This is a genomic window from Tenacibaculum jejuense, assembly GCF_900198195.1.
Taxonomy (GTDB): domain Bacteria; phylum Bacteroidota; class Bacteroidia; order Flavobacteriales; family Flavobacteriaceae; genus Polaribacter; species Polaribacter jejuensis.
This window is the reverse complement of the sequence record NZ_LT899436.1, coordinates 3,530,310-3,557,122: the sequence shown is the minus strand read 5'-3', so window position 1 is coordinate 3,557,122 and position 26,813 is coordinate 3,530,310. Positions and strand designations below refer to the sequence as shown.

Sequence of the window (26,813 nt, the reverse complement as noted above, 5' to 3'; positions counted from 1 at the left end):
CTTAAAAAGTGTTAAAGTAACAAAGGTTTTGTAAGTAGGAAGATAAAGCTCCGTCTACATTGCCAGAGACGTATTTAAAGTTTCTTTTTCATAGTTTTTCATAGCAATTTCCCGCTTCTACTTCGAAGCGGGTTTTTTATTTAGTTTTCTGAATAGATATTTAGATATTCCTAAAGTCCAGAAAAAAATAGCAAAGAGAATATTTGAGTTTTTTATTTTCAAACGAATATCTTCTTTATATAAATTCCAATTATAATTTTTTGAAATTCCTTCAGCTCCGCATATAGCTATAGTTTCGTTGATCTTTATGTGATTAACTTTGTTTCTGAATAAATATAAATTAAAATGATAATCTGCTAAAACCTTAAATGAAGTGTCGTATTTTATGTTTCTAAATAATATTTTCTTATAGAATACAGACTGATGATGTAATGTGTTTTTAATCCATAGTTTACTAGAAAAACTAGAATAAAAATTTTGGTTTTTAGGATAGGTAATATTGCCAATAATCAAATTCTTATCATCAAAATCGTTTGAAGAAAAAATTGAAGCTAAAGTAAGGTTAAAGAATAGTTTATCGTCTGCTCCCATAAAATATAACCATTCTCCATTTGCTAAATCAATTCCTTTGTTCATGGCATCATAAATACCATTGTCTTTTTCTGATATAAAATGAAATTGAGGAGGTAAGGTTTTTAAAAAATCTATTGTTCCGTCGGCAGAAGCACCATCTATTATCCAAACTTCAAAATTAGTATAACTTTGTGCTTGTATGCTTAGCAAACATTGTTTTAACTTCTCTAAGTTATTAAATGTAGGAATGATTATGGAAACCTTAGGTTTTATAATAGTATTAATTAAAATATGAATCTAGTTTCATTTGTTCTTTTTCCCAGCATAATTCTTTACTAGCTTTTCGTTGATTATGCTTGATTTCATGATATAATTCTTCGTCTTCTAAAATTAGTGTTATTGCTTTAGCAATAGCTTCAGGCTGATATGAGTCTACAACAATGCCAACTTTATAGGAATTTACAATATTAGAAATTTCTGGTAAGTTTCCAGAAATCAAAGGTAATTCAGCATGAATATAATCAAATAATTTGTTAGGTAAAGAAAATTCGAAACTCTTACCAAGAGGTTCTTCTAGTACCATACCAAGATCAGCAAGTTTTGTATAATTAGGTAACTTTTCGTGAGCAACTCTACCTAAAAAATGAACTCTTGATTCAAGTTTTTCTAATTGAACAAAATCTTTTAATTCTTGTTCTACTTTTCCGTAGCCAATAATAACTAAATCAATATTAGGAAGTAAATGTAGCGCTTTAATCATGGGCTTAATTCCTCTTCCTGGATTTAACACACCTTGATATAAAATCACTTTATTTTTTGTAGGAAAACTTACTTTTTCTTCAATAATTTTTCTGTCGAGTAAAGGTAAGTTTCGAATTAGTCCCATATGGTTGTTATGCCTGTTATTGTAAAACTTAACAATAGATTGACTAACGGTGTAAGATTTTCTAATTTTCGGTAAGAAAAAGTACTCTAACTTTCGCCAAAATCCTTGCACAAATTTACGTCCTTGTAATTCCGGTCCTTCAGAAAATAATTCATGACTATCATATACCAATTGTGTATTTCGTTTTAAAGAATTGGCAAAAAAACAAGCAGGTAACGTATCTAAATCATTAGATAATATGTAAGAGTGTTTACTAAAAAGTAAATAAAAAAATAATCGAATATTATATTCTGCGTAAAAAAGAAAGTTATTGTTAAACCAATGTTTTTTTCGAACTATTTTGTACGGTCGATCAATTTCAATAGTATTTGGTAGCACTCTACCATATACCAAAATATCAAAGTTATTTTTTAAAAGATAAGTACAAACTTTATGAACCCTTTGATCTGTAGAAATATCGTTAGTAACAGCAACAAAAACCTTTTTTTTCAATAACTATGCGTTTTCGTTTTTCTCTTGATTCTGAATAGGAGGAGTCTGTTGAACAACTTCAAATAGTTTTCCACCTTCACATTTTACGGTTTTCTGCTTAAATTTTACAATTAACTGATAATCGTGTGTTGCCATAAAAATAGTTTTTCCACTTTTATGAATTTCATTTAAAAGCTCCATCACCTCCAAAGAGGTTCTTGGGTCTAAATTACCAGTTGGCTCATCAGCTAAGATCAATTCAGGATCGTTAAGTAAGGCTCTAGCTATAGCCACACGTTGCTGTTCACCACCAGAAAGTTCGAAAGTTTTTTTGTAGTATTTTTCTTTCATACCTACTTTATCCAGAACTTCGTAAATTTTCTCTTTACGTTCGTTTTTATCTTTCCATCCTGTTGCTTTCAAAACAAACTCAAGATTATCAAAAACATTACGATCATTTAAAAGTTTGAAGTCCTGAAAAACAATTCCTAATTTTCTTCGTAAAAAAGGAATGTCTTTTTCTCTCATTTTCTTTAAATCAAAACCAACAATACTTCCTAAACCACGTTGCAGTCTTAGATCTCCGTACAATGTTTTTAATAAACTACTTTTTCCACTACCAGTTTTACCGATTAAATAGTAAAAATCACCTTTGTTTAAGGTGAAGTTAATTTTGGATAAAACCAGAATGTCTCTTTGGTAGATATCTGCATTTTCTAAATGCAGTATTGGCTCTTGCATAAAAAGAAAGTTTTTACAAATCTATTATTTATTATCAATTTAAACCACTTTTTTTATTTTTGCCGATTATTGATCAAACAAAACAGAAAAAATAGCGTTATCTTACAGGGAACGATACAAAGATAAATTCTAAAATGAAATATAAATATTTATTTATAACACTTTGTTACTTTTTAAGTTTTTTAAATGCTGAAGGGCAAAATACTGAAGTTCAAACTAATATTGATGCGAAGTTTCACAGAGCTATAACTTTGTACAATAACAAAGCATACTCAGGAGCACAAAGAGTATTCAAAGAAGTATCAGAAAATACGGCTAAACATAATCTACAAACAGATTCAGATTTTTATGATGCCATGTGTGCGATTAAGCTTAATCAGACAGATGCAGATAAAAAAGTGCTCGATTTTGTTAAAAAACATCCTTACAGTAGTAAAAAGGAGAAAGCTTTTTTAAATGTTGGAAATTATTATTTCGCAAACAGAAAAGCTTCACATTCTTTAAAATGGTATTCTAAAGTAAATCCTGCTTTATTAAATGTTGAAGAGAATAAAGAACTGAATTATAAAATGGGTTATGCGCTTTTAGTTTCTAACTATTTTGAAGATGCTAAAAAGAAGTTTGCTACACTATTAGGTGATCCGAGATATGGTACTGATGCGCGTTATTTTTATGGATATATTTCTTATCGACAAGAAAACTATGGAGAGGCTGAAGATAACTTAAGTCAGTTAGCAGATAACGAAACTTATAAATCTGAAGCCAATTACTATCTTTTAGATATGGCTTTTAAAAGTGGAAAGTTTGATAAAGCAGCTCAAATTGGAGAAAAGATTTTCCCGAAAGCTAAAGAAAAGCAAAAGTCAGATATCAGTAAAATTATTGGAGAAAGTTATTTCAACTTAGAAAAATATGATAAAGCTGTTCCTTATTTAAATCAATATGAAGGAAAAAAAGGAAAATGGACAAACACAGATTATTATTATCTAGGATATTCGTATTATAAATTAGAAGATTACGAAAGTGCAATCGGGCAGTTTAATAAAATTATAAACGGTCAAAATAGTGTTGCTCAGAGTGCTTACTATCATTTAGGAGAATGTTATTTAAAAGCAGAGAAGAAGAATGAAGCTCTAAATGCATTTAAAAATGCAAGTGAAATGAATTTCAATCCTGTAATTACAGCAGATGCTGATTTTAATTATGCAAAATTAAGTTACGAAGAAGGAAATCCATACAAAAGCGTTCCTGATGTGTTAAAAGCGTATTTAGCAAAATACCCACAATCACCAAATTCAAAAGAAATTTCTGGGTTATTAATTACTTCTTACTTAAATCAGCAAGATTATCAAGGAGCGATAGATTATTTAAAGACAAATCAAAGTGCAGATAATAATGCGTTGGCGAATGAAGTGTCTTTATACAGAGGAATTCAGCTATTCAATGAACAAAAGCTGAAAAAATCATTACCACATTTTTTAATTGCTACAGATGCAGTAAACGATACTATCAAAAATAAAGGATATTACTGGTTAGCAGAAACGAATTATCTTTTAGGAAATTATGATAATGCCGTAAAGTCTTTTTCAAAAATTTCAAGTCCAAATTTTGAAGAAGCAAAATACCTAAATTACAATATGGCTTATGCATATTTTAAACAAAAAGATTACGATAACGCCACTACATATTTTGAAGAGTTTTTAAAGGAAAATATAGACGAGAATGATTTAAACGATGATGCTTCGAATAGATTAGGTGATTCTTATTATGCAACAAAACGCTATGGTAAAGCTATGCAAGCTTATGAAAAAGTAATTCAAGAAGGCGGTAGCGGATCGGATTATGCACAATATCAAAAAGCAATGAGTAACGGATTAATTGGAGATAGTGATGCAAAAGTGAGTGATCTTAAACAGTTGATTAAAGATTTTCCAACTTCAAACTTAAAAGATGATGCACTTTTTCAATTAGGAACTACATATACCTCAAAAGGAAATTCTAATCAAGCTAAGAAAGCTTACAACCAATTATTATTAGAGCATGCTCAAAGTGGTTATGTACCTACTGTTTTGTTACGACAAGGATTGTTGGAGTATAATAAAGGAAATAACAAAGACGCCTTAATAAAGTTTAAAGAAGTCGTTGCAAAGTTCCCTAATTCTAATGAAGCCAAACAAGCAGTTGCAAGCGCAAGAAATGTTTATGTAGATATAGGAAAAGTAAATGAATATGCTTCTTGGGTAAAAACAGTTGATTTTGTTAATGTAACGAATAGCGATATTGATAATACAACATACGAAGCTGCAGAAAATAAGTTTTTAGAAAATGACCAAGTAAGAGCGATAAGTGGATTTAAAACATATTTACGAGACTTTCCTAACGGAATTCATGCTTTAAAAGCAAACTTCTATCTAGGTCAATTATACTTTAACGGAACAAAAAAACAAACAGCTGTTCCACATTATACTTATGTGATCAAAGCAGGGGTAAATGAATTTTCTGAAGAAGCATTAGCTAAACTAAGTCAATTATATTTAGAAAAAGAGAATTGGAATAAAGCTATTCCGTTATTAGAACGTTTAGAACAAGAAGGAAATATCGATCAGAATTTAATTTTTGCTCAAAGTAATTTAATGAAAGGCTATTACGATAGAAAAGATTATCCGAAAGCTGTTACTTATGCCGAGAAAGTTTTAACTAACGGTAAAATAGACCAAGTTGTTGGTGAAGATGCTCAAATTATTTTAGCACGTTCTGCAATTAAAACAAATGACTTTAATACCGCTCAAGATTATTATAGTGCATTAGATAATACAGCAACAGGAGAGTTGAAGGCAGAAACATTATATTACAAAGCATTCTTTTTACATGAAGAAGAAGCTTATGAAAGTTCAAATGAAGAAGTTCAGAACTTAATAGCAAATTACTCTAAATACCAATATTGGGGAGTAAAGAGTTATATCATAATGGCAAAAAACTATTATAAACTAAAAGATGCTTACCAAGCTACATATATCTTAGATAATATCGTGAAAAATTTTACTCAATTTAAAGATCTTAATGAAGAAGCTAAAAATGAGCTTAATAAAATTAAGAGTAAAGAAGCGAAAACAAATGAATCAATTAACTCTAAACAATAAAAGTTAAACGATAATGAAAAGAGGAATAGTAGTCACTATAGCAATGTTTGTTGTAAGCTTTTGTGTAGCTCAAAATAAACCCAAAACAGAAAAATCGAAAGATTCAATCATAAAAACTGAAATAGTAGAAGTAGTAACTTCTTATGCTCCAAAAGTTACAGATGCTTATAAAATTAAAAAGAAGCCAGTAATTAAATTATCAGATAAGGCAAAACGTAAAGCTTTAAACTATAAAATACAATCTGTACCTGTAGCTTCTAAGTTTAAGCCCAAAAGTGGAGTTTTAAAAGGAATAGATGTTGGTGAACGCGAACGTTTATTTGACAATTATTTATCACTAGGGTTTGGAAATAATTTAACTCCTTTTGTAGAAGCTTATTTCCAAAATACAAGTGCATTTGAATACGAATACGGTGGGAAAATAAATTTTATTTCTTCTCAAGATCCTGTTAAAGATGCTATTCTAAGTAGTAGTTATTACAATGCAAGCGTAGATTTATTTTTAAAGCAAGAAATGAGAAACTTTGATTGGAAAGTTGGATTTAATGCATACAGAAATAAGTATAACTGGTATGGTTTACCTTCTGATGTTGTTTTTTTAGATACAACAATTAGTACAATTGAAGAAGAACAAGTATATAAATACTATAATTTACAAGGATCAATTTATTTCCCGTATAGTGCTACTGAAGAGGTAAATACTTCCATAGGTTATTTTTCTGATGATCAAGATTCTGACGAAATTCATGCAGATGTAGATGCTAAATTTGCAATTTCTTTAGGAAGATTTGGATTAAATTATGAAGATTTACAGTTGAGAACTTCTCTTAACTTTATTTTAGGAGGATTTGATAGATCTTATGCAGATCCTTTACAAAAGATAAATTACAGTTTTGCTACTGCAGGTATAAACCCATCATATGCTTTTTCATTTAATGATTTCGATATCAAATTAGGAGGGAAAGCTTATTACTCTTTCGATCTTGAAAATACAGAAGGGAAGTTTTTTGCCTATCCAGATGTTGAAGTAAACTACCCAATTATTCCTAGATATGCGAATATTTACGCTGGAGCAACAGGAGATTTAACTGTAAATTCTTATGAAAGTTTTTCGAAAGAAAATCCTTATGTATCTCCAACATTAAACATTCAACAGTCTAGTGAGGCTATAAATACATTTGGAGGATTCAGAGGAATTTTAAGTGGAAATTTAAATTACAATGTTAGAGCTAGCTTTAAGAAAGAAGAAAACAGAGCATTTTTTGTTTTAAATGAATCTGCTTCAAACGGAATTACAATTGGGTTTCCAAGTGGTATTTTATTCAGAGGATATAATTATGGAAACTCGTTTGATGTAATTTATGACGACATTACTACAGTTGGTTTCTTTGGAGAAGTAACTTATGATTTTTCTAGAAAATTAAATTTAGGATTAAATGCTGAATTTAATACCTACAATACAACAAATCAAGAAGAAGCTTGGAATTTACCACAAATTAAAGCTGATGTCTTTGCAAATTACAAAGTGAAAAAATGGTACGCAGGTGCAAATTTATATTTTGTAGGAGATAGAAAAGGAGCGCAACGCAACGGAGCAACTTTTACAGCAATAGATTTAGATGCTTATATCGATTTGAATCTTAATGGAGGATATCATTTTAATGATTTATTTTCGGTATTCTTACAGGCGAATAACATAACTAATAGTAGTTATCAAAGATATACCAATTTCGATGCTCAAGGATTCCAAATTATAGGAGGATTCATTTGGAAGTTCGATGCACTTTTTAACTAAAAGAACTTTTTTTAGTTTGTAAACACAGCTATGCACATCATAGTTGTGTTTTTGTTTTAATAAAAAAACGTACCTTGAAGATATGTTAATTCATATTTCAAATTACATTACAGCCATAGTTTGTTTAATTACTTTTTTTGTAATTCAACGCATATATCGCAAAGAAAAATCTAAAAGTGTAACCTCTAATGCAGTTGAAGGTATTAAGTGGTTTGCTTTGGCAATTTTCTCTTGGGGATTAGGAGCTTTTTTGAATATCATATTGCATGAAATCTTTCAGTTAGAACAATCTAATAGTATTATAATTAGTTTAGGAGTTTTCTTTTCATTGTTAAACTCATTATTTATATTATTATCTATTCCATCAATTCAACATAATGAAAAAAGAAACATTGTAATTCGAATTATAGAACGTTTTACAAATAAAGAAGTATTTGTAATCTTCGGAGGTGTTTTGATCATGATCGCTTCCGTTTTTCTAATTTCATTTTATACAAACACACAATCAAACTCAAGTAACAATGTTATTTGGTTAATCGATATTCCAATATCTATCGTGGTTGCGTTTGCACTTTTACAAGAGTTAAATAAAGCATTTAAAAATAGAGGAATGCGTTTTATGGTATTACCAACTCTAGCTTTGTTTTTATTGATTATTGTTGCAGTCACACATCGGATTTTTTCTGAAGAAAGCATGTCGAATTGGATTGATAATACTACCTGGAATATCTTAGGAATAGTAACTAGTATTTCATTTAAGTTCTTGTTTATACTCTTGTTTACGATCTTATTATACAGTTGGAAATTATTAGCCGAGAAAGAAGAAAAACAAACAGAATTACAAAATACAAAGCTCTTACAAGAAGATTTAATTCTTGAAAATGAAAAGCTACAAATAGCAAACGAAAGTCATTTAAGCACAATAAAAAGTTTGAAATCAGAAATTTTAGCTGAGAAAAAGAAATTCAAAGAGTTGCAATTAGCTTCTAAAGTAGAGTTATCTGATCGTCAAAAAGAAGTATTAGGAAATTTAGGAATTTGTGGTGAAAAAAAATCTTATACTGAAATTGCTGAGGCTATGAATATAAGTGTTGACGGATTTCAAACTCATATTTATCAAATCAAAAAAGTACTTAATATTTCAGGAACAGGAGGAAAAGAACAGTTAATTGCTTACGCTAAAGATCATGAATTACTTGATTTTGCTACGATTCAACATGATTAACCATATGCTTAATCACTGCTACTTATAAAAAAGAGCATTGTGTAACCTTTACATGCTTTGTCTTTACAAACATTTTTGTGTGAAACATTTTAATCACACAAATTATGGCATTTCTCATTCAAGAAACACAAAGTTTAGATCAACAAATCAATCAATCTTTTCATGAAGCAACAAGTTGGTTTACCGATGCAATCTTATATCAAATACCGATAACAAATACTATTTCCATTCCTTGGGTATTAATTATTCTTGTACTTGGCGCATTGTATTTTTCAATCTATTTCAAAGGAATAAATATCCGTAGCTTTTTAACTTCAGTAAATATTATCAGAGGAAAATATGATCATATTGATATTCCAAATCAAGAAGATATTAAAGAAACAATACGAGTTGAAGGTAATGGAGAAGTTTCACATTTTCAGGCATTAACAGCTGCACTTTCAGCAACAGTAGGTTTAGGTAATATTGCTGGAGTTGCCATTGCTTTGTCTATCGGTGGAGCTGGAGCTACATTTTGGATGATTGTTATTGGATTACTCGGAATGGCGTCAAAATTTGTCGAATGTACTTTAGGTGTAAAATATAGAGAAATAGCAAAAGACGGAACTGTTTTTGGCGGACCGATGTACTATCTTAAAAAAGGTTTTTCACAATTAGGTTTTTCTAAATTAGGAAAGTTGTTGTCGATTTTATTCGCAATAATGTGTGTTGGAGGTTCTTTCGGAGGAGGAAATATGTTTCAGGTAAATCAAGCATTTAAATTATTCGAATATGTGACTGGAGCAGAAGAAAGTTTTATTTATGGAAAAGGTTGGGTTTTCGGATGTATCATGGCCATTTTTGCCGGAATAGTCATCATTGGCGGAATCAAAAAAATAGCTAAAGTAACAGATAAAGTTGTGCCTGTTATGGTGGTTGTATATGTGTTTGCTGTTATTGTAGTTTTATTGACTAATTTTTCTGAAATTCCTAATGCGATATTACAAATTATTAATGGAGCGTTTCATCCGGAAGGAATCGCAGGTGGTTTTATTGGAGTTATGATTCAAGGTTTTCGTCGTGGTGCATTTTCAAATGAAGCTGGAATCGGATCTTCTTCGATAGCACATGCAGCAGTAAAAACAAATTATGCAGCTAGTGAAGGTTTAGTGGCTTTATTGGAACCTTTTATTGATACGGTAATTGTTTGTACTATGACAGCCCTAGCGTTAATTATAACAGGACAAATAACTGCTGGAAATGAAGTGTCTTTTGAACAAGGAGCAATTTTAACTTCTAAAGCTCTGGAAAGTAGTATTTCTTGGTTTCCATATGTGTTAACTATAGCTGTGATTTTGTTTGCATTTTCTTCTATGATTTCTTGGTCGTATTATGGTTATCAAGCTTGGACATTTCTCTTCGGAAGAAATAAAACCATCGGAAATATTTACAAAATCATCTTTTGCATATTTACAGTTGTTGGAGCGGCAGCGACTTTAAATGCAGTAACTGATTTTTCTGATGCTATGGTTTTTTCCATGATGGTGCCTAACATGATAGGTTTAGTAGTATTAGCTCCGCAAGTATTAAAAGAACTAAAAAAATATAAATTAAAGATCAAGGAAAATAAACATTAATCAAAAATGTGTTTATAAGAACGTGGAACTTACTATGAAAAAAAATAAAACCGTAATTTTAAATTCCATTAATTAAACCAAAACATGAAAAAAACTCTCATTTTTCTGTTAACATCAGCTATAATTAGTAGCTGTAATACAGATAAAAAAGAAAAAACGGATGAATCCAAAGCTGTTGCTATTGTAAGTAAAGCAGAGCAAAAGAAAGATAGTGCTAATATCAAGCATTTTTTTAATGCGGCATTAACTGAAGGAAAGTCATACGAATGGCTACGTGATTTAACTCAAAATATTGGAGGACGTTTATCGGGTTCTCCGCAAGCTGCTAAAGCTGTTGTTTGGGGAGAACAACTAATGAAAGACGTAGGTTTAGATTCTGTATGGTTGCAACCTGTTATGGTACCACATTGGGTTCGAGGAGAAAAAGAAGAAGCGTATTATACCGTAAACGGAAAGAAAAAAGATGTACCTGTTTGTGCTTTAGGTTTTTCAATTGCTACTCCTGGAACTGGAATTAAAGCTGAAGTTATTGAAGTGAAAAGTTTAAAAGAAGCTGAAGAGTTGGGTGACAGACTAAAAGGAAAAATAGTATTCTTTAATGGTGCTTTTGATGAAACTTTAATCAATACTTTCCAAGCTTACGGAGGTTGTGTCGGACAACGTTTTTCTGGAGCTAGAATTTGTGGACAGTTTGGTGCTAAAGGAGTCATTGTTCGTTCAATGACTAACGGAATCAACGATTACCCTCACACCGGAACAATGAGTTATGGAGAAACACCAAAAGATCAATACATTCCTGCAGCTGCAATTAGTTCAAGAGCAGCAGAAAATCTAAGTGCAGATTTAAAAAAGAATCCAAGTTTACAGTTTTACTTCAAACAAAGTTGTGAAACATTACCAGATGCGCCATCTCATAACGTTGTTGGTGAAATAAAAGGAAGTGAAAATCCAGAGAAAATTATTGTCGTAGGAGGGCATTTAGATTCTTGGGATTTAGGTGAAGGTGCTCATGACGACGGAACAGGAGTTGTACAATCTTTAGAAGTAGCCTACTTGTTAAAAAAGAATAATATAAAACCTAAAAATACAATTCGAATCGTATTCTTTATGAATGAAGAAAACGGAACTCGTGGAGCTAAAGAATACGCTAGATTAGCAAAATTGAATAAAGAAATTCATGTTGCTGGTTTAGAAAGTGATGCGGGCGGACACACTCCTAGAGGTTTTTCTATTGATGCAAATGCTGAAAATACTGCTTTAGTTCAAAGTTGGAAAACGTTATTAGCTCCTTACGGTTTACACGATTTAATTAAAGGTGGAAGTGGAGCAGATATTTCTCCGTTAAAAGACGATCATGTTACCTTAGCAGGATACAGACCAGACAGTCAACGTTATTTTGATTATCACCATACTTCTACTGATACTTTTGATAAAGTAAATAAGAGAGAATTAGAATTAGGTAGCGCGTCTATGACAAGTTTAGTCTACTTAATGGATAAATATTTGTATACAGACGAAAAAGTAAAACCATAATATGGAGCAGATGTTTTTATATTCAAGGTTTCTCATGGCGGTAATGTTAATAGCTATAGGACTTCATCATTTTTATAAACCTAAATTTTATTATCCTATTATACCAGCTTTTTTTCCTAAGCTTTTTGTTACGTATGCTTCAGGAATAGTAGAATTAGTCATAGGAATAGGTTTGTGTATTCCAAATTATCAGAAATATGCAGCTTTAGGAATGGCCTTGCTTATGATTGCATTTTTACCATTACACATTTGGGATATTACAAGAGAAAAACCAGCAATGAGAACAAAAAAAGGAGCCTACATTAGGCTTGTTATTCAATTTGTTTTGATAGCGTGGGCATGGTTCTTATTCAAAAAACTAAACTAACTTAAATGAAAAAAATAATTTTATTATCAGCATTAGGATTCTTAGCATATTCTTGTCAACAAAAACAAAAGGTTGCTATTATTGTTAAAAATGCGAATGCCTATACCGTAAATGAAAATTTCGAAACTGTTGAAAGTTTTGCCATTCAAGATGGAAAATTTATAGCAGTTGGATCAACATCAGAAATTGAAAATAAATATGAAGCAGCTTCAGTAATAGATGCTGAAGGAAAAGCTGTTTATCCAGGTTTTATAGATGGACATTGTCACTTTTTTAGATTTGGATTGCAATTACAAAAAGTAGATGTTACTGGAACAGAAAGTTATGATGCTGTTTTAGAGAGATTAGTTGCTTTTCAGAAAGAAAAAAATCTTCCTTTCATCACAGGTAGAGGTTGGGATCAAAATGATTGGGAAGTAAAAAAGTTTCCTACAAAAGAGAAACTAGATCAACTTTTTCCAGATACTCCTGTAGCAATCACAAGAGTTGACGGACATGCAATGTTGGTGAATCAAAAAGCTTTAGATGTTTCAGGAATTACAAACGATTCTAAAGTTGAAGGAGGAGAGTTTATCAAAGAAGATGGAAAAATAACAGGAGTGTTAATCGATAATGCAATGGATTTTGTAAAAGTTCCTGTGGCTTCTAAAGCAGAACAAATTCAAGCATTAAAAGATGCTGAGAAAATCAATTTTTCTTATGGATTAACAACTGTTGTTGATGCAGGTTTAGATCAAGAAACAATCGAACTAATTGATAGTTTACAGCAAGCTGATGATTTAAAAATTAGAATGTATGCAATGGTTTCTGCAACACAAAAGAATTTAGATTACTACATTAAAAAAGGAATTATTAAAACAGATCGTTTAAATGTTCGTTCTTTTAAAGTTTACGGAGACGGAGCTTTAGGTTCTCGTGGAGCAGCATTAAAAAAGCCATATAGCGATCGTCATAATCATTTCGGAGCGTTAATTTTTTCTCCTGAACGTTATAAGGAAATTGCGAAACAAATTGCAGATTCAGAATATCAAATGAATACGCATGCCATTGGAGATTCAGCAAATTATTTAATGTTGAAAACATATCAAGAAGTTTTAAAAGGTCAGACCGATAGACGATGGAGAATCGAACATGCGCAAATTGTAGATCAACAAGATTTCGATTTGTTTAAAAATGTAATTCCATCTATTCAGCCTACACACGCAACTTCAGATATGTACTGGGCAGCAGATCGAGTAGGAGAAGAAAGAATAAAAGGAGGTTATGCTTTTAAACAGCTGTTAAATGTTTATGGAAAAGTTGCTTTAGGTACCGATTATCCTGTAGAAAAAGTAAATCCGTTTTTAACTTTTTACGCTGCTGTTGCAAGAAAGGATTTAAATAATTATCCTGAAAACGGATATCAAATGGAAAATGCGTTAACCAGAGAAGAAACTTTAAAAGGAATGACCATTTGGAATGCTTATGCTAATTTTGAAGAAAATGAAAAAGGAAGTATAGAAGTAGGTAAAATGGCAGATTTCATTATCTTAGATCAAGATATCATGACAGTTGAGATTAATAAAGTTCCTAAGACAAAAGTTTTAGAAACGTACTTAGCAGGTCAAAAAGTAAAGTAATTTTACAAGTAAATAAAATAAAAGAGTACTATTAGCGTTAGCAATTTGGCTAAAAACTATTAAAAAGGTAAAACTTCAATTCCTTTCTTTTGTCAGAAATAGAAATAGTTCAAGCTTAGTAGTAATTAAAATAGTTATAAAGGGTTATTTTTGATATTCTGTAAGGAATTAGAAAATAACCCGTTTTTTATATTATGAGATCAGTAAAATTAATAATTGGATTCTTTTTTGTCGTATTTATGGTAAATGCACAAGAATCAGAAAAACAAGCGTTGCAAAAACTTTCTTTTTTAATAGGTGATTGGGAAGGAACTTCAACTTCTTATGGTAAGAATGGAGTGAAAAAAGTACCTGTTACTGAAAATGTAAGTTACTTACTAGATGGTAATTTGATTCAGTTGAATGTAAAATCTGAATGGATAGCTTTACACACTATTATCAGTTATAATGTGAAAGATAAAAAGTATTACTATTATCCATTTACGAAAAACGGAAATAAACAAGGATATAAAGGAGAAATAGTAGAAGGTAAGTTTATGGTGTATTTTAATGAAAGTAGACGATTAACATTTACAAAAACAGAAAAAGGAGAATTTCATGAGTTTGGTGAACGTTTGGTAAATGGTAATTGGGAGAAATATTTTGAAGATATTTTAGAGCTTCATAAAGAGTAAATTAAAAGGAAAATTATTATTCTTTTTTCTTTTGATATTCAGAAGGAGTGCAACCTACGAGCTTTTTAAAAACTCTATTGAAAGACGGTTTACTCGAAAAGCCAGAATCGTAAGCAATAGTCATAATTTTGTAATTGCTATATTTTGGATCTTTTATTAATCGTTTAGCTTGTTCTACTCTGTATAAATTTATAAAACTATTAAAATTCTGTTTGAAGCAAGTATTTAATATTTCAGAAAAAAGATGCAGATTAATATCCAGTGCCTTAGCCACATCCAATTGTTTTATTTCAGAATTTAAGTAAGGCTTATGTTCATCCATATAATTCAAAATGTGCTCTTTGTATTGATTTTGCTTTTCTATAGATATTGAAGAAGATTTTTTATTTTTCTTGACTTTGTCCTGTTCTATTAGAGAAAGAGAAAGCTTATTTAGTTTATCTCTAAGTAGCTCATTTTCATTTTCCAAAAAGTTGTTATCGACTTTTAATAATGCTATGTCGTTACTATATATTTTTCTTTTTTTATAATACCTGAATACTAAGGTTAAAAGAAGACACAGTACCAGTAAAGCTAAACTTATGTAGGTAACTTTCTCTTTATTTAAAAAGGAAATAATTTGTTTTTGCTTATTAATTTTTAATAATTTATTTCTAGTGTCGTTTTCAAACCTAAGCCTTTGTGTTTTAGTTAGTGTTTTTAGAAAACTTTCTCTAGCTAACATATATTTTTTTTGTTGCGCAAAAGCTTCATCTATATTGTTTGAAGCTTCTTGAACTTTTGCTAGAAATTTATGGGTTTTCATTTTCACTTCAAGAGAATTTTCTTTAATTGCAATTTGATTAGCAGATTGTAAATAAAGTAATGCTTTGTTATAATTTTTTAAATTATAGTGTGCAATCCCCATATTTAACTTTATGGAAGCTTCTGTCTCTATAAATTTTTCTTTTCCTATGATATTTAAAGCTTCTTGTAAATTTTCAATAGCCTTTTCATAATCATTTTTATCGATATAACAAGACGCAATATTAGAATACAATGTAGCTAGTTTTTGTGTATTGTTTTCTAAGTCTTTTATGATCGTTTTTAAGTTGTTGTAATAATTTAAGGCTTCTTCATATTTGTATTCATCACTAGCTATATTGGCTAAAGTGTTGTACGCAGAAGTTATAATTTTAGTTTTTTCATTCTTATGGTGATCAGCTAGAGTGATAACTCTTTCCATAATTAATTTAGCATTATCGTAATCACCTATCTTATAATAAAAATTACCAAGATTAGTATTGAGTATCACTTTTAAATATGAAGATTCTTGTAAGGAAGGAGTAAGTTCTTTTGCTTTTATGTACTTAGCAAGAGCTTTTTGATATTCATCTTTTCGTTGATGATATATGGCTAAATTTATTAACGATCTAATTCTTGCTTCCTTCAAGTCATATTTTTCAGCAATTGACAATACTTGATAACTATAACGTCCAAAACCTTCTAGGTTTCCATTTCTATAACATTCTATAGACTTTTTTTTATATTTTTTTATACTATCTCTTGGAGAGATATTCTCTTGCATAAAGTTGTTTTTTCTATCAGCTGCAAAAATTTCTTGAGAGGCTAAAAAAGACAAAACAAAAATAAAATAACGTAAAAAAAGATGCATTTGCGATTTGGGATTATGCTATTGTATCGTAAAATAACGTAAGAAAAATGATAAATGTATAAAATATAGAAACTTTTCGTGTTTGATTTTAGAATAATGATTAAAAGAAAGATCTTGAAAACAATAATGTTGTTCTGTAGAGAGTTTTATGAAATCTAACTTAACCTAAATACTACTTGTCTCAAATTATAAAATGAGACTTTTTTAATTCTTGACCTTCTTAGATTTACCCAACAAATAATAAGTAGATCAATTAAAGTCAAAAGAATGAAGAACAAATTACTTTTACTATTTATAGGGTGTTTTACTACTCTGTTTTCTCAGAATGTTAGTATACCTGATCCCATTTTTAAATCATCACTAACAAACAATTCATCAATTAATACAAATAATGATTCTGAAATCAGTGTAACAGAGGCAGAAGCTTTTACAGGAAAAATTAGTGTGTCTACGCTAGTTACAAATCTACAAGGTATAGAAGCTTTTACTAATATTACAGAGATAGAAAGCCTCAGTAACAGACGTATAACCAGTATTAATGTTACCAAAAACACGAAGTTGAAGGTTTTAAATTTACAAAGTGCTAGAGGTTTAACAAGTTTAGATATTTCTAAAAACTTGGAGTTAACTCATTTAAATTGTAGACTAACAAGTATAACTAGCTTGGATGTTTCTAAAAACAAAGCTTTAAAAGTTTTAAATACTAGACAAAATAGCGATTTAGTGAATTTAAATATTTCTAATAGTTTAGCTTTAGAAGAATTGTATTGTGGATTTAATTCATTAGGAAGTTTAGATGTTTCTAAGCATATTAAATTAAAAAAATTAGAATGCTCAGGAAATGGTTTAACAAGTTTAAATGTTTCAAAAAATACAGATTTAATTGAGTTAGATTGCCGTAGAAATGACTTGGCGCGAATTGATCTTTCCAAAAACACACTTTTGCAGAAATTAGATTGTAGTGAAAATAATTTACTAGGTCTAGATATTTCTAAAAATTTAGGCTTAATAGATTTAGATTGCGGTATTAATGCAGATCTTAAAAAAATAGATGTTTCTAAACACACAAACCTTACTAAGTTGAATGTAGGTTTTGCTTCATTAAGCACGTTAGATGTTACTAAAAATACTGCTTTAATAGATTTGAATTGTAGAAATAACGATTTAAGAAGTTTAAATGTTTCTAAAAACACCAACTTAATTACATTAAACTGTCAAAGTAATTTATTAGTAACAGTAGATGTTTCTAAAAATATTCTTTTGAAAGAGTTGTTTTCTTCTCATATGAATACATTTACAAACATTGATGTTTCTAAAAATATAGCTTTAACAAAGTTAATAGTAGATCATAGTAATATCAAAAAAATAGATGTTTCTAAAAATATAGCTTTAAAAACTCTCGATTGTGGTATTAATAGTTTAACAAGTTTAAAGCTTTCTGAAAATATTAATTTAGATGACTTAGATTGTAGTTTTAATGATATAGAAAAGCTAGATCTTTCTAAAAACGTAGCTTTAAGAACTTTAGATTGTAGTCATAATAAAATACAAGAAATTAATGTATCTAACAGTAAATCGTTAACAAGTATTACTTGTGATGATAATGATTTAAGAATCTTAAATATAGCAAATGGAAACAATACTAATTTTAGAACAGCTGCTAAAGCGTTTTTCGATCTTACGTCTAATGCTAACTTAACTTGTATAACTGTAGATGATGCTGCTTATAGTAATGCTAATTGGAGTACATTTAAAGATAATGTAGCAAGTTTTAGTACAGATATTTGCTATCCTAAATTAACAATAACAGCAGAAAACGGTCGTGTGAATCCTGATTTAGCTCCAACTATTTTGGAGAATTATACAAATGGAGATATTGTTAATTTAACCGCAGTTCCAGATCAATATTATCAATTTGATGGTTGGAGTGGAGATGCGTCTGGTTCTGCAAATCCATTTACATTAACAATGAATACAGATAAAAATATTACTGCATTATTTAGTAAAATTCAAGTTACTTTAGTTACTAATGCGACAAATGGTACAATTGAAGTAGATAAACCGCCAGTAAATGGAACTTATGATATTAATAGTGAGCTAGTACTAACAGCAGTACCTGATACAGATTATCAATTTGATGGTTGGAGTGGAGATGCATCAGGAACAACAAATCCACTAACAATTACAGCAAATAGTAATAAAAATATTACTGCATTATTTAGTAAAATTCAAACAACTTTAACCACAACTTCAGTAAACGGAACAATTACCGTAGATAAAGCACCAGTGAATGGAAGTTATGATATAAATACTGAGTTAGTATTAACTGCGATTCCAGATGAGAACTATCAATTTGACGGTTGGAGTGGAGATGTTTCAGAGGTAACAAATCCATTAATTCTAACAATGGATACGGATAAAAACATTACTGCACTATTTAGTAAAATTCAAACAACTTTAACCACAACTTCAGTAAATGGAACAATTACTGTAGATAAAGCACCAGTAAATGGAAGTTATGATATCGATACTGAACTTGTATTAACAGCAATTCCAGATGAGAATTATCAGTTTGATGGTTGGAGTGGTGATATATCAGGAACAACAAATCCGATATCTGTAGTGATGAATAGTAACAAAAATATTACAGCATTGTTTAGTAAAATTCAGGTTACTTTAACTACAACTTCAGTAAATGGAACAATTGAAGTAGATAAACCACCTGTGAATGGAACTTATGATATTAACACAGAAATTATTTTAACTGCAGTTCCAGCTCCAGGATATCAATTTGATAGTTGGAGTGGAGATGCATCAGGAACAACGAATCCATTAACTATTATAGCAGATACTGATAAAAATATCACGGCTTCGTTTATCAGAACAGTATTTGAATGGTTAGGAACTGAAGACAATAATTGGAATAATTCAAATAATTGGTCGACTGGAATTTTACCTACTTCTATCGATGACGTAGTAATAGATACTAATTTAGCTAACTACCCAACAGTTTCTACCGAAATAAGTGTGAATACTATTACTTTAAATAATAACACAACTTTAATAGCTAATGCTCCTGTAAATGGAAAAGTTATTTACACGAGAACGCTAACGAATAATAGGCATTTGATATCTTCTCCAGTAATCAATCAAACTTTTGAAGATTTCATAAGAGATAATAATCTTACTTTAGATAATACAACTGCAACTGGTATAGCTACTTATAATAATAACACTGATTTATTTGAATATAAGAGAAATGATGTTTTAGGGAATATTAATCAAGGGTTAGGATTTGCTCTAGAGTTGGAACCTTTAGGCGATGTAAAGTTTATTGGAAACTTAAATTCTAATACTGTGAGTTACCCTACAGAAGTGGGTACTCAAAACAATAATAATTTAATTGGTAATCCGTATACTTCATATGTGAATTCAAGTAGTTTTTTAAATGAAAATTCAGCTTTACTTAGTGAAGGAACAGTTTGGTTATGGAATGGTATACAATATGAGGCATATACTTTGGCAGATCCAATTGAAATTGCACCAACTCAAGGATTTTTTGTTGATGTGCAAAATAACGGAAGTATAATTTTTAATCAAGCGAATCAGAGTCATCAAACTACAAATACTTTTATGAGATCGCAACAAAACACTAATGTAGAACTTACAGTAAATGGTTTTTCAACTAAAGTTTTTTATGTAGCGAATAATACAACAAATGGATTTGATAATGGGTATGATGGTAGTCTATTTAGTGGACAGAATTACGATTTTGCTGTATATACAAAATTACCAGATGATGCTAGTTCAAATAAAAAATTAGCCATTCAAGCATTACCTAATTCAAACATAGAACAAACTATAGTTCCAATTGGTTTGATAGCTAAAGTTGGAGATGAGTTAAATTTTTCAATATCGGCTTCTAATTTAAGTCAAGATACAGAAGTTTATCTTGAAGATAGAGTTAATAGTACTTTTACAAATTTATCTCAAGAGAATTATAAAACCACGTTGACAAGTAATTTAAGTGATGTAGGACGATTTTATTTACATCTATCTAGAAAAAGTTTGAGTACCGAAGAAAATGATTTCTCACAAAATATTGCGATTTATAAGTCATCAGAAAATCAACTTACAGTTAAAGGTTTGGAAGAAAAAGGAAAAATTATTTTATACTCTTTATTAGGAGAAGAAATTTTAAAGAATAAAGTTAATGAAGGAACTAATATACTAACTATACCAGAAATGTCTAAAGGTATATACTTAGTGAAATTGACTTCAGGCACTAAAATCAAGACACAAAAAATGATTATGAATTAAAATAAAAAAACTTTTTTGCATCTTTTTCAAAAGAACGATGTCTATTATATAAAGTTAAAAAAATAGATATTATGATATACAAAGGAGAGTGCACATGTAATTGTGCTGGATGCAAAACAGGAGATTGTTCAAATTGTACATGCGATAACTGTACATGTTCAAACTGTGCTTGTTAATTTATAACAGTTTAAAATAGAGTTTCAATATAAAATTATTGAAACTCTATTTTTTGTAAATTATCTTTGTATTTATGAATACTTATGAAGTTTGGACTAATTATAATGAGGATTTAAAGCGTTTCATTACAAGTAAAGTTAAAAATGAAGCTGTTATAGAAGATATCTTACAAGATACTTTCATAAAAATTCATAGCAAATTACCTACTTTAAAAGATCCATCAAAATTAAAATCTTGGGTTTTTACCATCGCAAGAAATACAGTATACGATTACTTTAAATCTAAAGGTAAAACAGTAACATTTGATACTGTAGAAGTTGAGTTTGAAGAAGAAAATAAAGAACACACAGAACGAGATTGTTTGTCTGGGATAATTAAAAATCTACCTAAAAAATATAGAACTCCACTTTTTTTGTATGATATTAAAGGAATCAAACAGCAAGAAATTGCAGAACAGTTAAACTTACCATTATCAACGATTAAATCTCAAATTCAAAGAGGAAGAAAATTAATAGCAAAAGGTTTTATGGATTGTTGTGGTTATACCATAAATGAAAATGGTAAATTAGTAGGCGAAATACAGGATCGAGAGGACTGTAAAGTTTGCAAATAATGTTATCTAATACTATTGTAACAACCATATTTAAAAATCTTGAGTTAAATAAAACTGAAAAAGAAATTATACTTTCAAAGTTGAATTATATTCAAGTTAAAAAAGGCCAACTATTAATTGCTCAAAATCATGATGTTAAAGATCAGTTTTTTGTGTTAAATGGATGTTTAAGAACCTATCATTTAGATGATTTAGGCAAAGAACATACACTACAATTTGCAATTAAAGATTGGTGGATAAGTGATTATATTGCCTTGTGGACAAGTAAAAAGTCGGTTTTAAATGTAGAGTGTATTCAAGATGCAGAGTTAGTGAAAATAAGTCAAGAAGATTTAGAACAACTTTTCTTGGAAGTTCCAAAATTAAATCTTTTTTTCAGACAAAAATTACAAAAGGCTTTTGTACGACAAGAGAAACGAATTTTATCAAATTTGACTAAATCTGCCAAAGAACGTTACTTAGATTTCATAAGAGTATATCCAGATTTCGAAAAACATATAAAAAACTTTCATATTGCTTCTTACTTAGGAATTACGACTGAAAGTTTAAGTAGAATACGAAAAGAAATTTCATTAAAAGCATAAATTACCATACATCAATTTTTATATGTGAGTTTGACTTTAAATTTGTACTATAATTTAAATCACTTATGTATGAAAAAAGTATTATTTGTTTTAACTAGCCATGATAAGCTAGGAAATACAGAAGAAAAAACAGGTTTTTGGGTAGAAGAGTTTGCTAGCCCGTATTACTATTTAGCAGATAAAGATGTAGCTGTTACATTAGCTTCACCTAAAGGAGGACAACCTCCAATTGATCCTAAAAGTGAGTTGCCAGATTTTCAAACACCGGCAACAGAACGCTTTAATAAGGATACAGAACTTCAAAATAAATTAGCAAATACAAAAGTATTAAACGAAGTAAAATCAGAAGATTTTGACGCTATTTTTTATCCAGGAGGACACGGGCCACTTTGGGATTTAGCAGAAGATAAAGATTCAGTTCGTTTAATTGAGGATTTTTACAATAATAACAAGCCAGTAGGTGCTGTGTGTCACGCGCCAGCTATATTTAAAAATACAACGAGTAATGGAGAGTCTTTAGTGAAAGGAAAAAAAGTTACAGGTTTTAGTAATACAGAAGAAGAAGCTGTTCAGTTAACAGAAGTAGTTCCTTTTTTAGTAGAAAATATGTTACAAGAAAATGGAGGTGAATATTCTAAAGCAGAAGACTGGCATCCATATGCAGTAGAAGACGGACATTTAATTACTGGTCAAAACCCAGCATCATCAGAATTAGTTGCAGAATTATTATTAAAGCAATTATAATAAATCTCTTAATGAAAAAACCACTCAAGTAATTGAGTGGTTTTAATAATCCCCATGAAAAAGAAAAACTACTATTAAAAACTACGAAACAACATATAATACTTTATAGTGTGTTCTAATCGTGTTTAATAAAAGTCTTACAATCTTATTTAGTGTCTTAGCGCATAACCTGCAGCTCTACCTAATTGTCTTAAATTCATTAAAATTATTTTTATTAAATCTCTCATAATCATTTATAATTAATTGGTTAATTATTCATTTCAATACAAAAGTACATCCAAGATCTAATTAGTTTTAGCTCAAAAGATTCAGATATTAACTCATTTGATTTTTACTGCTTAATTAAGTTTTATATGTTATTTTTGAAACTATACAAAGGCTACTTTGTTTGTAGTATTTATAAAATTAGTTTTGGAACACACACTAGCACTTATCCGTTATATCAATAAAATAGTTGAGCTAAATTCAAATGAAGAACAAATTATAATTGATGCTTTAACACACAGAAAATACTTAAAAGATCAATACATAGTTCAGCAAGGAGACGTTTGTAAATGCATTAATTTTATATTAACAGGATGTACTAAAACATCTTATTTAGATTCTAATGGTCATGAGCATATTGTAATGTTTTCTATAGAAGATTGGTGGACTTCAGATATGGGGAGTTTTATAACCCAAACACCAGCAGATTATAATATTCAGTGTATCGAAAATACAGAGTTGCTACAGTTAAACTACACTACCGTAGAAGAATTGTTTAAAAAAGTACCAAAGCTCGAACGTTGTTTTAGAAAAATAACAGAACGCGCTTTAGTAGCTTCTCAAAAGAGAATTATAACAAACTTTAGTGAAACTGCTAAAGAAAGATATTTAATTTTTAAAGAGAATTATCCAAAAATAGAAAAGAGAGTTCCGCAATACTTACTAGCATCTTATTTAGGAATTACAAAAGAATTTTTGAGTAGAATTAAAAGCCAACTCGCTAGAGAAACAAAAAGTTAAACTAGTTTAACATGATTTCATAAAATAGATCATTTCTAACCTTCTCTTTCTTTCTGAAATTTGTCGTATAATTTTAATTTAAAAACAAATACGATGAAGAATTTATTCAACAAAGGATTAGGAATTGCTTTAATAGCTCTTTTTACAGTTTCTTTTACAACAATTAAAAAAGAAAGAAAACAAATTAATATCAGTGAAAGTAATGTTGAATGGAAAGCTTATAAAGTAACAGGTTCTCACAAAGGAATAGTGAATATTAAATCAGGATATTTAAGTCTTGATGATGGTAAATTGTCTGGAGGATCAATTACGATTGATATGACAACTATCAATACTACAGATTTAACGGGAGAGTATAAAAACAAGTTAGATGGTCATTTAAAGTCAGGAGATTTCTTTGGTGTAGAAAAATACAATACTTCAACTTTAGATTTTACTAAAGTGAAGGTTAAAGGAAAGAATGCATACGAAGTAACAGGGAAACTAACTATTAAAGGAATTACGAAATCTGTGAAATTTTTAATTTCTATTTATGGAAATAAAGCCACAGCTTCATTAAAAGTTGATAGAACAAAATATGATATTAAATACGGTTCATCTAGTTTTTTCGATAACTTAAAAGATAAAGCTATTTACGATGAGTTCGATTTAGTTGCTGAATTACAGTTGAAATAAAAGATATAGTTTTACTTTATATTTTAAAACATCATTTAAAGCATAAGTTTTGAATGGTGTTTTTTTATACATTAGATGTCTAGATAATTGTAAAGTTGATATGAAATCTTTAGAAGAGTTTTATTACAATCAAGAAGATGAAGTAAAAGAGTGTTTGCTGGCATTAAAAAGTATTATATTAAAGTACAATGCAGAATTCACACACAAATGGTATTATCGATTGCCTTGCTTTATGTATAAGAATCAGATATTTTGTTATTTGTGGATTGATAAAAAAAGTAAAACGCCTTATATCGCTATCGGAAAAGGAATTCATATTAATCATCCAGATTTGATAAAAGAAAAACGAACCTTTACATCAAAATTAATGGTTGAAATACACCAAGATATTCCAACCACTAAAATTTATACTATTTTCGATGAAGTGATGAAATTATATTAAACTATCGTCTTCTTTTCTTTTTAAATCCTTTGTTTTTTCTTCTCGATTCCTTTACGCTAGTTACCGTGTCGTTAAACGTGTTTTTTGTTTTACCAGGTTTATTCTTTCTCCAAGATTTATCTTCAGGTAATAACTTTTTAACTAAATCTGTTTTTCCAACTTTAGTCAACGTGTCTTTAATCCACTTTCTATTTTCCTTTTTGTACCAAAAGAAAAACTTATGCTGATCTAATTTTTCCTGACGCGTTTTCGCAGTTTTAACTGGTTTTAAAGTATACGGATGATAACCACTATAGTAAATAACTGTAGCAACAGTCATTGGAGTAGGAGTAAATCCTTGAACTTGTTCTAACTGGAATCCCATATCTTTAGTTTCCGCAGCTAAATTTGCCATATCTTCTGGTTCACAAGCTGGGTGACTTGAAATGAAATACGGAATTAACTGAAGTTTCAGTTTGTTCTTTTTATTCAAACGATCAAAACGATCTTTAAACTTATGGAAATACGTAAAAGATGGTTTACGCATTAATTTTAAAACAGGATCTGAAGTATGTTCTGGAGCAACTTTTAATCGTCCAGAAACATGATTTTTCATCACTTCTTCAGTATAATCATCTAATTCTTGCGGATCAGCATTTTTATTGAATTCAGGAACTAACATGTCATGGCGAATTCCACTTCCAATAAATGATTTTTTTACTTTCGGATGAGCATCAACAGCTTTATATAACTCTGTTAATGGTTTATGAGAAGTATCTAAATTACTACAGATAACAGGTGAAATACAAGATGGAGCAACACATTTGTCACAAATCGATTGTATTTTTCCTTTCATCTTATACATGTTAGCAGAAGGTCCACCGATATCAGATAAATATCCTTTAAAGTCGTCCATTTGAGCAACTTTATCAACTTCTTTTAAAACAGATTCCTGACTTCTACTGGCAATAAATTTTCCTTGATGTGCAGAAATTGTACAGAAACTACAACCACCAAAACATCCTCTATGAATATTAATTGAGAACTTAATCATTTCAAAAGCAGGAATTGGTCCGCGCTTATTGTATTTCGGATGCGGTAACCTCGTATATGGTAAATCAAAAGAAGCATCAATTTCGTTTTCCGTCATTGTTGGAAAAGGAGGATTGATGACTAATTTTTTATCTCCAATTTGTTGAAAAATACGTCGAGCAATTAACTTATTGGATTCTTGCTCTATGATTTTAAAATTAGATGCAAATGTTTTTTTATCTTTTAAACAGGCTTGATGAGAAGCAATTTCTACATCTTCCCAATTCTTATTCTTAGGAGTTTTTTCGTCAGGATTTACTAAAAAAGCAGTTTGTTTAATCGTTCGTAAACTAGAGAAAGGAACACCTTTTTGTAATAATTCTACAATTTCACGTAGCGGTTGTTCTCCCATTCCATACACTAACATGTCGGCTTTAGAAGTTTCTAAAATAGAAGGAAGTAACTTATCCGACCAATAATCGTAATGTGTTACTCTTCGTAAAGAAGCTTCAATTCCACCAATAAGCACAGGAACATCTGGGAACTTTTCCTTTAATATTTTTGAGTATACAGAAGTGGCATAGTCTGGTCTAAAACCAATATCACCATTAGGTGTATAGGCATCTTTATCTCTTTTCTTTTTGTTTGCCGTGTAATTACTAACCATTGGATCCATACATCCACCAGTAATTGCAAAGAAAAGTCTAGGAGTTCCTAATTTTGAAAAATCCTGTAAGTTATCGTTTACATTAGGTTGTGGAACAATTGCAACACGTAAACCATAGCTTTCTAATATACGTCCAATTACTGCAGGACCAAATGACGGATGATCAACATACGCATCTCCACTAAACAAAATCACATCTAATTCATCCCAACCACGAAGTTTTACTTCTTTGTTAGTCGTTGGTAACCAGTCAGAAAGTCTTCTTATCCTCATATTCTGCA

19 protein-coding genes and 1 pseudogene are annotated in these 26,813 nt (G+C 29.8%); 15 read left to right on the top strand and 5 right to left on the bottom strand.

Annotation, left to right across the window (positions count from 1 at the left end; translation table 11 throughout):
* Nucleotides 1-117 precede the first annotated feature (117 nt).
* The 3 genes and pseudogenes from AQ1685_RS15430 to AQ1685_RS15420 form a co-directional block, all read right to left on the bottom strand.
* Complete coding sequence (locus tag AQ1685_RS15430; protein ID WP_262509604.1) at nucleotides 118-822, bottom strand: glycosyltransferase family 2 protein; 705 nt, start codon at nucleotides 820-822, stop codon at nucleotides 118-120.
* A gap of 31 nt (nucleotides 823-853) precedes the next feature.
* Complete coding sequence (locus AQ1685_RS15425) at nucleotides 854-1,951, bottom strand: glycosyltransferase (RefSeq protein WP_095073635.1); 1,098 nt, start codon at nucleotides 1,949-1,951, stop codon at nucleotides 854-856.
* 201 nt (nucleotides 1,952-2,152) lie between these two features.
* Nucleotides 2,153-2,671 (bottom strand): annotated as a pseudogene (locus tag AQ1685_RS15420) (cell division ATP-binding protein FtsE); the annotation flags it as partial.
* 134 nt (nucleotides 2,672-2,805) lie between these two features.
* Here AQ1685_RS15420 and AQ1685_RS15415 point away from each other — a divergent pair.
* The 8 genes from AQ1685_RS15415 to AQ1685_RS15380 all read left to right on the top strand — a co-directional run bounded on the left by AQ1685_RS15415 (nucleotide 2,806) and on the right by AQ1685_RS15380 (nucleotide 14,640).
* Entirely contained in the window at nucleotides 2,806-5,811 is a 3,006-nt protein-coding gene (locus AQ1685_RS15415; RefSeq protein ID WP_095073631.1) for a tetratricopeptide repeat protein, read from the top strand.
* A gap of 13 nt (nucleotides 5,812-5,824) precedes the next feature.
* Nucleotides 5,825-7,606: a TonB-dependent receptor gene (locus AQ1685_RS15410; protein WP_095073629.1), complete on the top strand. Its 1,782-nt coding sequence runs from the start codon at nucleotides 5,825-5,827 to the stop codon at nucleotides 7,604-7,606.
* An 82-nt stretch (nucleotides 7,607-7,688) separates the two neighbouring features.
* Complete coding sequence (locus tag AQ1685_RS15405; RefSeq protein ID WP_095073627.1) at nucleotides 7,689-8,831, top strand: helix-turn-helix transcriptional regulator; 1,143 nt, start codon at nucleotides 7,689-7,691, stop codon at nucleotides 8,829-8,831.
* Nucleotides 8,832-8,935: 104 nt separating this feature from the next.
* A complete protein-coding gene (locus AQ1685_RS15400; protein WP_095073625.1) occupies nucleotides 8,936-10,447 on the top strand; it encodes an alanine/glycine:cation symporter family protein in 1,512 nt (503 codons plus the stop codon).
* An 84-nt stretch (nucleotides 10,448-10,531) separates the two neighbouring features.
* On the top strand, nucleotides 10,532-11,980 hold the full coding sequence (locus AQ1685_RS15395; RefSeq protein WP_095073623.1) for a M20/M25/M40 family metallo-hydrolase: 1,449 nt from the start codon (nucleotides 10,532-10,534) through the stop codon (nucleotides 11,978-11,980).
* A 34-nt stretch (nucleotides 11,981-12,014) separates the two neighbouring features.
* A complete protein-coding gene (locus AQ1685_RS15390; RefSeq protein WP_157730248.1) occupies nucleotides 12,015-12,347 on the top strand; it encodes a DoxX family protein in 333 nt (110 codons plus the stop codon).
* 5 nt (nucleotides 12,348-12,352) lie between these two features.
* The gene (locus AQ1685_RS15385; protein ID WP_095073619.1) at nucleotides 12,353-13,966 is read left to right on the top strand and encodes an amidohydrolase; all 1,614 of its coding nucleotides are present in this window, start codon (nucleotides 12,353-12,355) and stop codon (nucleotides 13,964-13,966) included.
* Nucleotides 13,967-14,160: 194 nt separating this feature from the next.
* Nucleotides 14,161-14,640 (top strand): hypothetical protein, encoded by a 480-nt coding sequence (locus AQ1685_RS15380; RefSeq protein WP_157730247.1) that lies wholly within the window; start codon nucleotides 14,161-14,163, stop codon nucleotides 14,638-14,640.
* Nucleotides 14,641-14,656: 16 nt separating this feature from the next.
* Here the strand turns inward: AQ1685_RS15380 and AQ1685_RS15375 are convergent, their stop codons facing one another.
* Nucleotides 14,657-16,207, bottom strand: coding sequence for a tetratricopeptide repeat protein (locus AQ1685_RS15375; protein WP_162288583.1), 1,551 nt, complete (start codon nucleotides 16,205-16,207; stop codon nucleotides 14,657-14,659).
* A 354-nt stretch (nucleotides 16,208-16,561) separates the two neighbouring features.
* Between AQ1685_RS15375 and AQ1685_RS15370 the strand changes: the two genes are divergently transcribed.
* The 7 genes from AQ1685_RS15370 to AQ1685_RS15340 all read left to right on the top strand — a co-directional run bounded on the left by AQ1685_RS15370 (nucleotide 16,562) and on the right by AQ1685_RS15340 (nucleotide 24,854).
* Nucleotides 16,562-20,614 carry an InlB B-repeat-containing protein gene (locus tag AQ1685_RS15370; protein ID WP_095073613.1) on the top strand — a complete coding sequence of 1,351 codons (4,053 nt, stop codon included), beginning with the start codon at nucleotides 16,562-16,564 and terminating at the stop codon, nucleotides 20,612-20,614.
* 250 nt (nucleotides 20,615-20,864) lie between these two features.
* Nucleotides 20,865-21,404: an RNA polymerase sigma factor SigZ gene (sigZ, locus tag AQ1685_RS15365; RefSeq protein WP_095073610.1), complete on the top strand. Its 540-nt coding sequence runs from the start codon at nucleotides 20,865-20,867 to the stop codon at nucleotides 21,402-21,404.
* Nucleotides 21,404-21,988: a Crp/Fnr family transcriptional regulator gene (locus tag AQ1685_RS15360; RefSeq protein ID WP_095073608.1), complete on the top strand. Its 585-nt coding sequence runs from the start codon at nucleotides 21,404-21,406 to the stop codon at nucleotides 21,986-21,988. The genes sigZ and AQ1685_RS15360 overlap by 1 nt, the downstream gene beginning before the upstream one ends.
* Nucleotides 21,989-22,057: 69 nt before the next feature.
* Nucleotides 22,058-22,732 carry a type 1 glutamine amidotransferase domain-containing protein gene (locus AQ1685_RS15355; RefSeq protein ID WP_095073606.1) on the top strand — a complete coding sequence of 225 codons (675 nt, stop codon included), beginning with the start codon at nucleotides 22,058-22,060 and terminating at the stop codon, nucleotides 22,730-22,732.
* 411 nt (nucleotides 22,733-23,143) lie between these two features.
* On the top strand, nucleotides 23,144-23,737 hold the full coding sequence (locus AQ1685_RS15350; RefSeq protein ID WP_095073604.1) for a Crp/Fnr family transcriptional regulator: 594 nt from the start codon (nucleotides 23,144-23,146) through the stop codon (nucleotides 23,735-23,737).
* A gap of 93 nt (nucleotides 23,738-23,830) precedes the next feature.
* Nucleotides 23,831-24,412, top strand: a complete 582-nt coding sequence (locus AQ1685_RS15345; protein ID WP_095073602.1) for a YceI family protein — start codon at nucleotides 23,831-23,833, stop codon at nucleotides 24,410-24,412.
* Nucleotides 24,413-24,512: 100 nt separating this feature from the next.
* Nucleotides 24,513-24,854, top strand: coding sequence for a DUF1801 domain-containing protein (locus AQ1685_RS15340; RefSeq protein ID WP_095073600.1), 342 nt, complete (start codon nucleotides 24,513-24,515; stop codon nucleotides 24,852-24,854).
* Nucleotide 24,855: 1 nt separating this feature from the next.
* Here AQ1685_RS15340 and AQ1685_RS15335 read toward each other — a convergent pair whose 3' ends face one another.
* A complete protein-coding gene (locus AQ1685_RS15335) occupies nucleotides 24,856-26,805 on the bottom strand; it encodes a YgiQ family radical SAM protein (protein WP_095073598.1) in 1,950 nt (649 codons plus the stop codon).
* Nucleotides 26,806-26,813 lie beyond the last annotated feature (8 nt).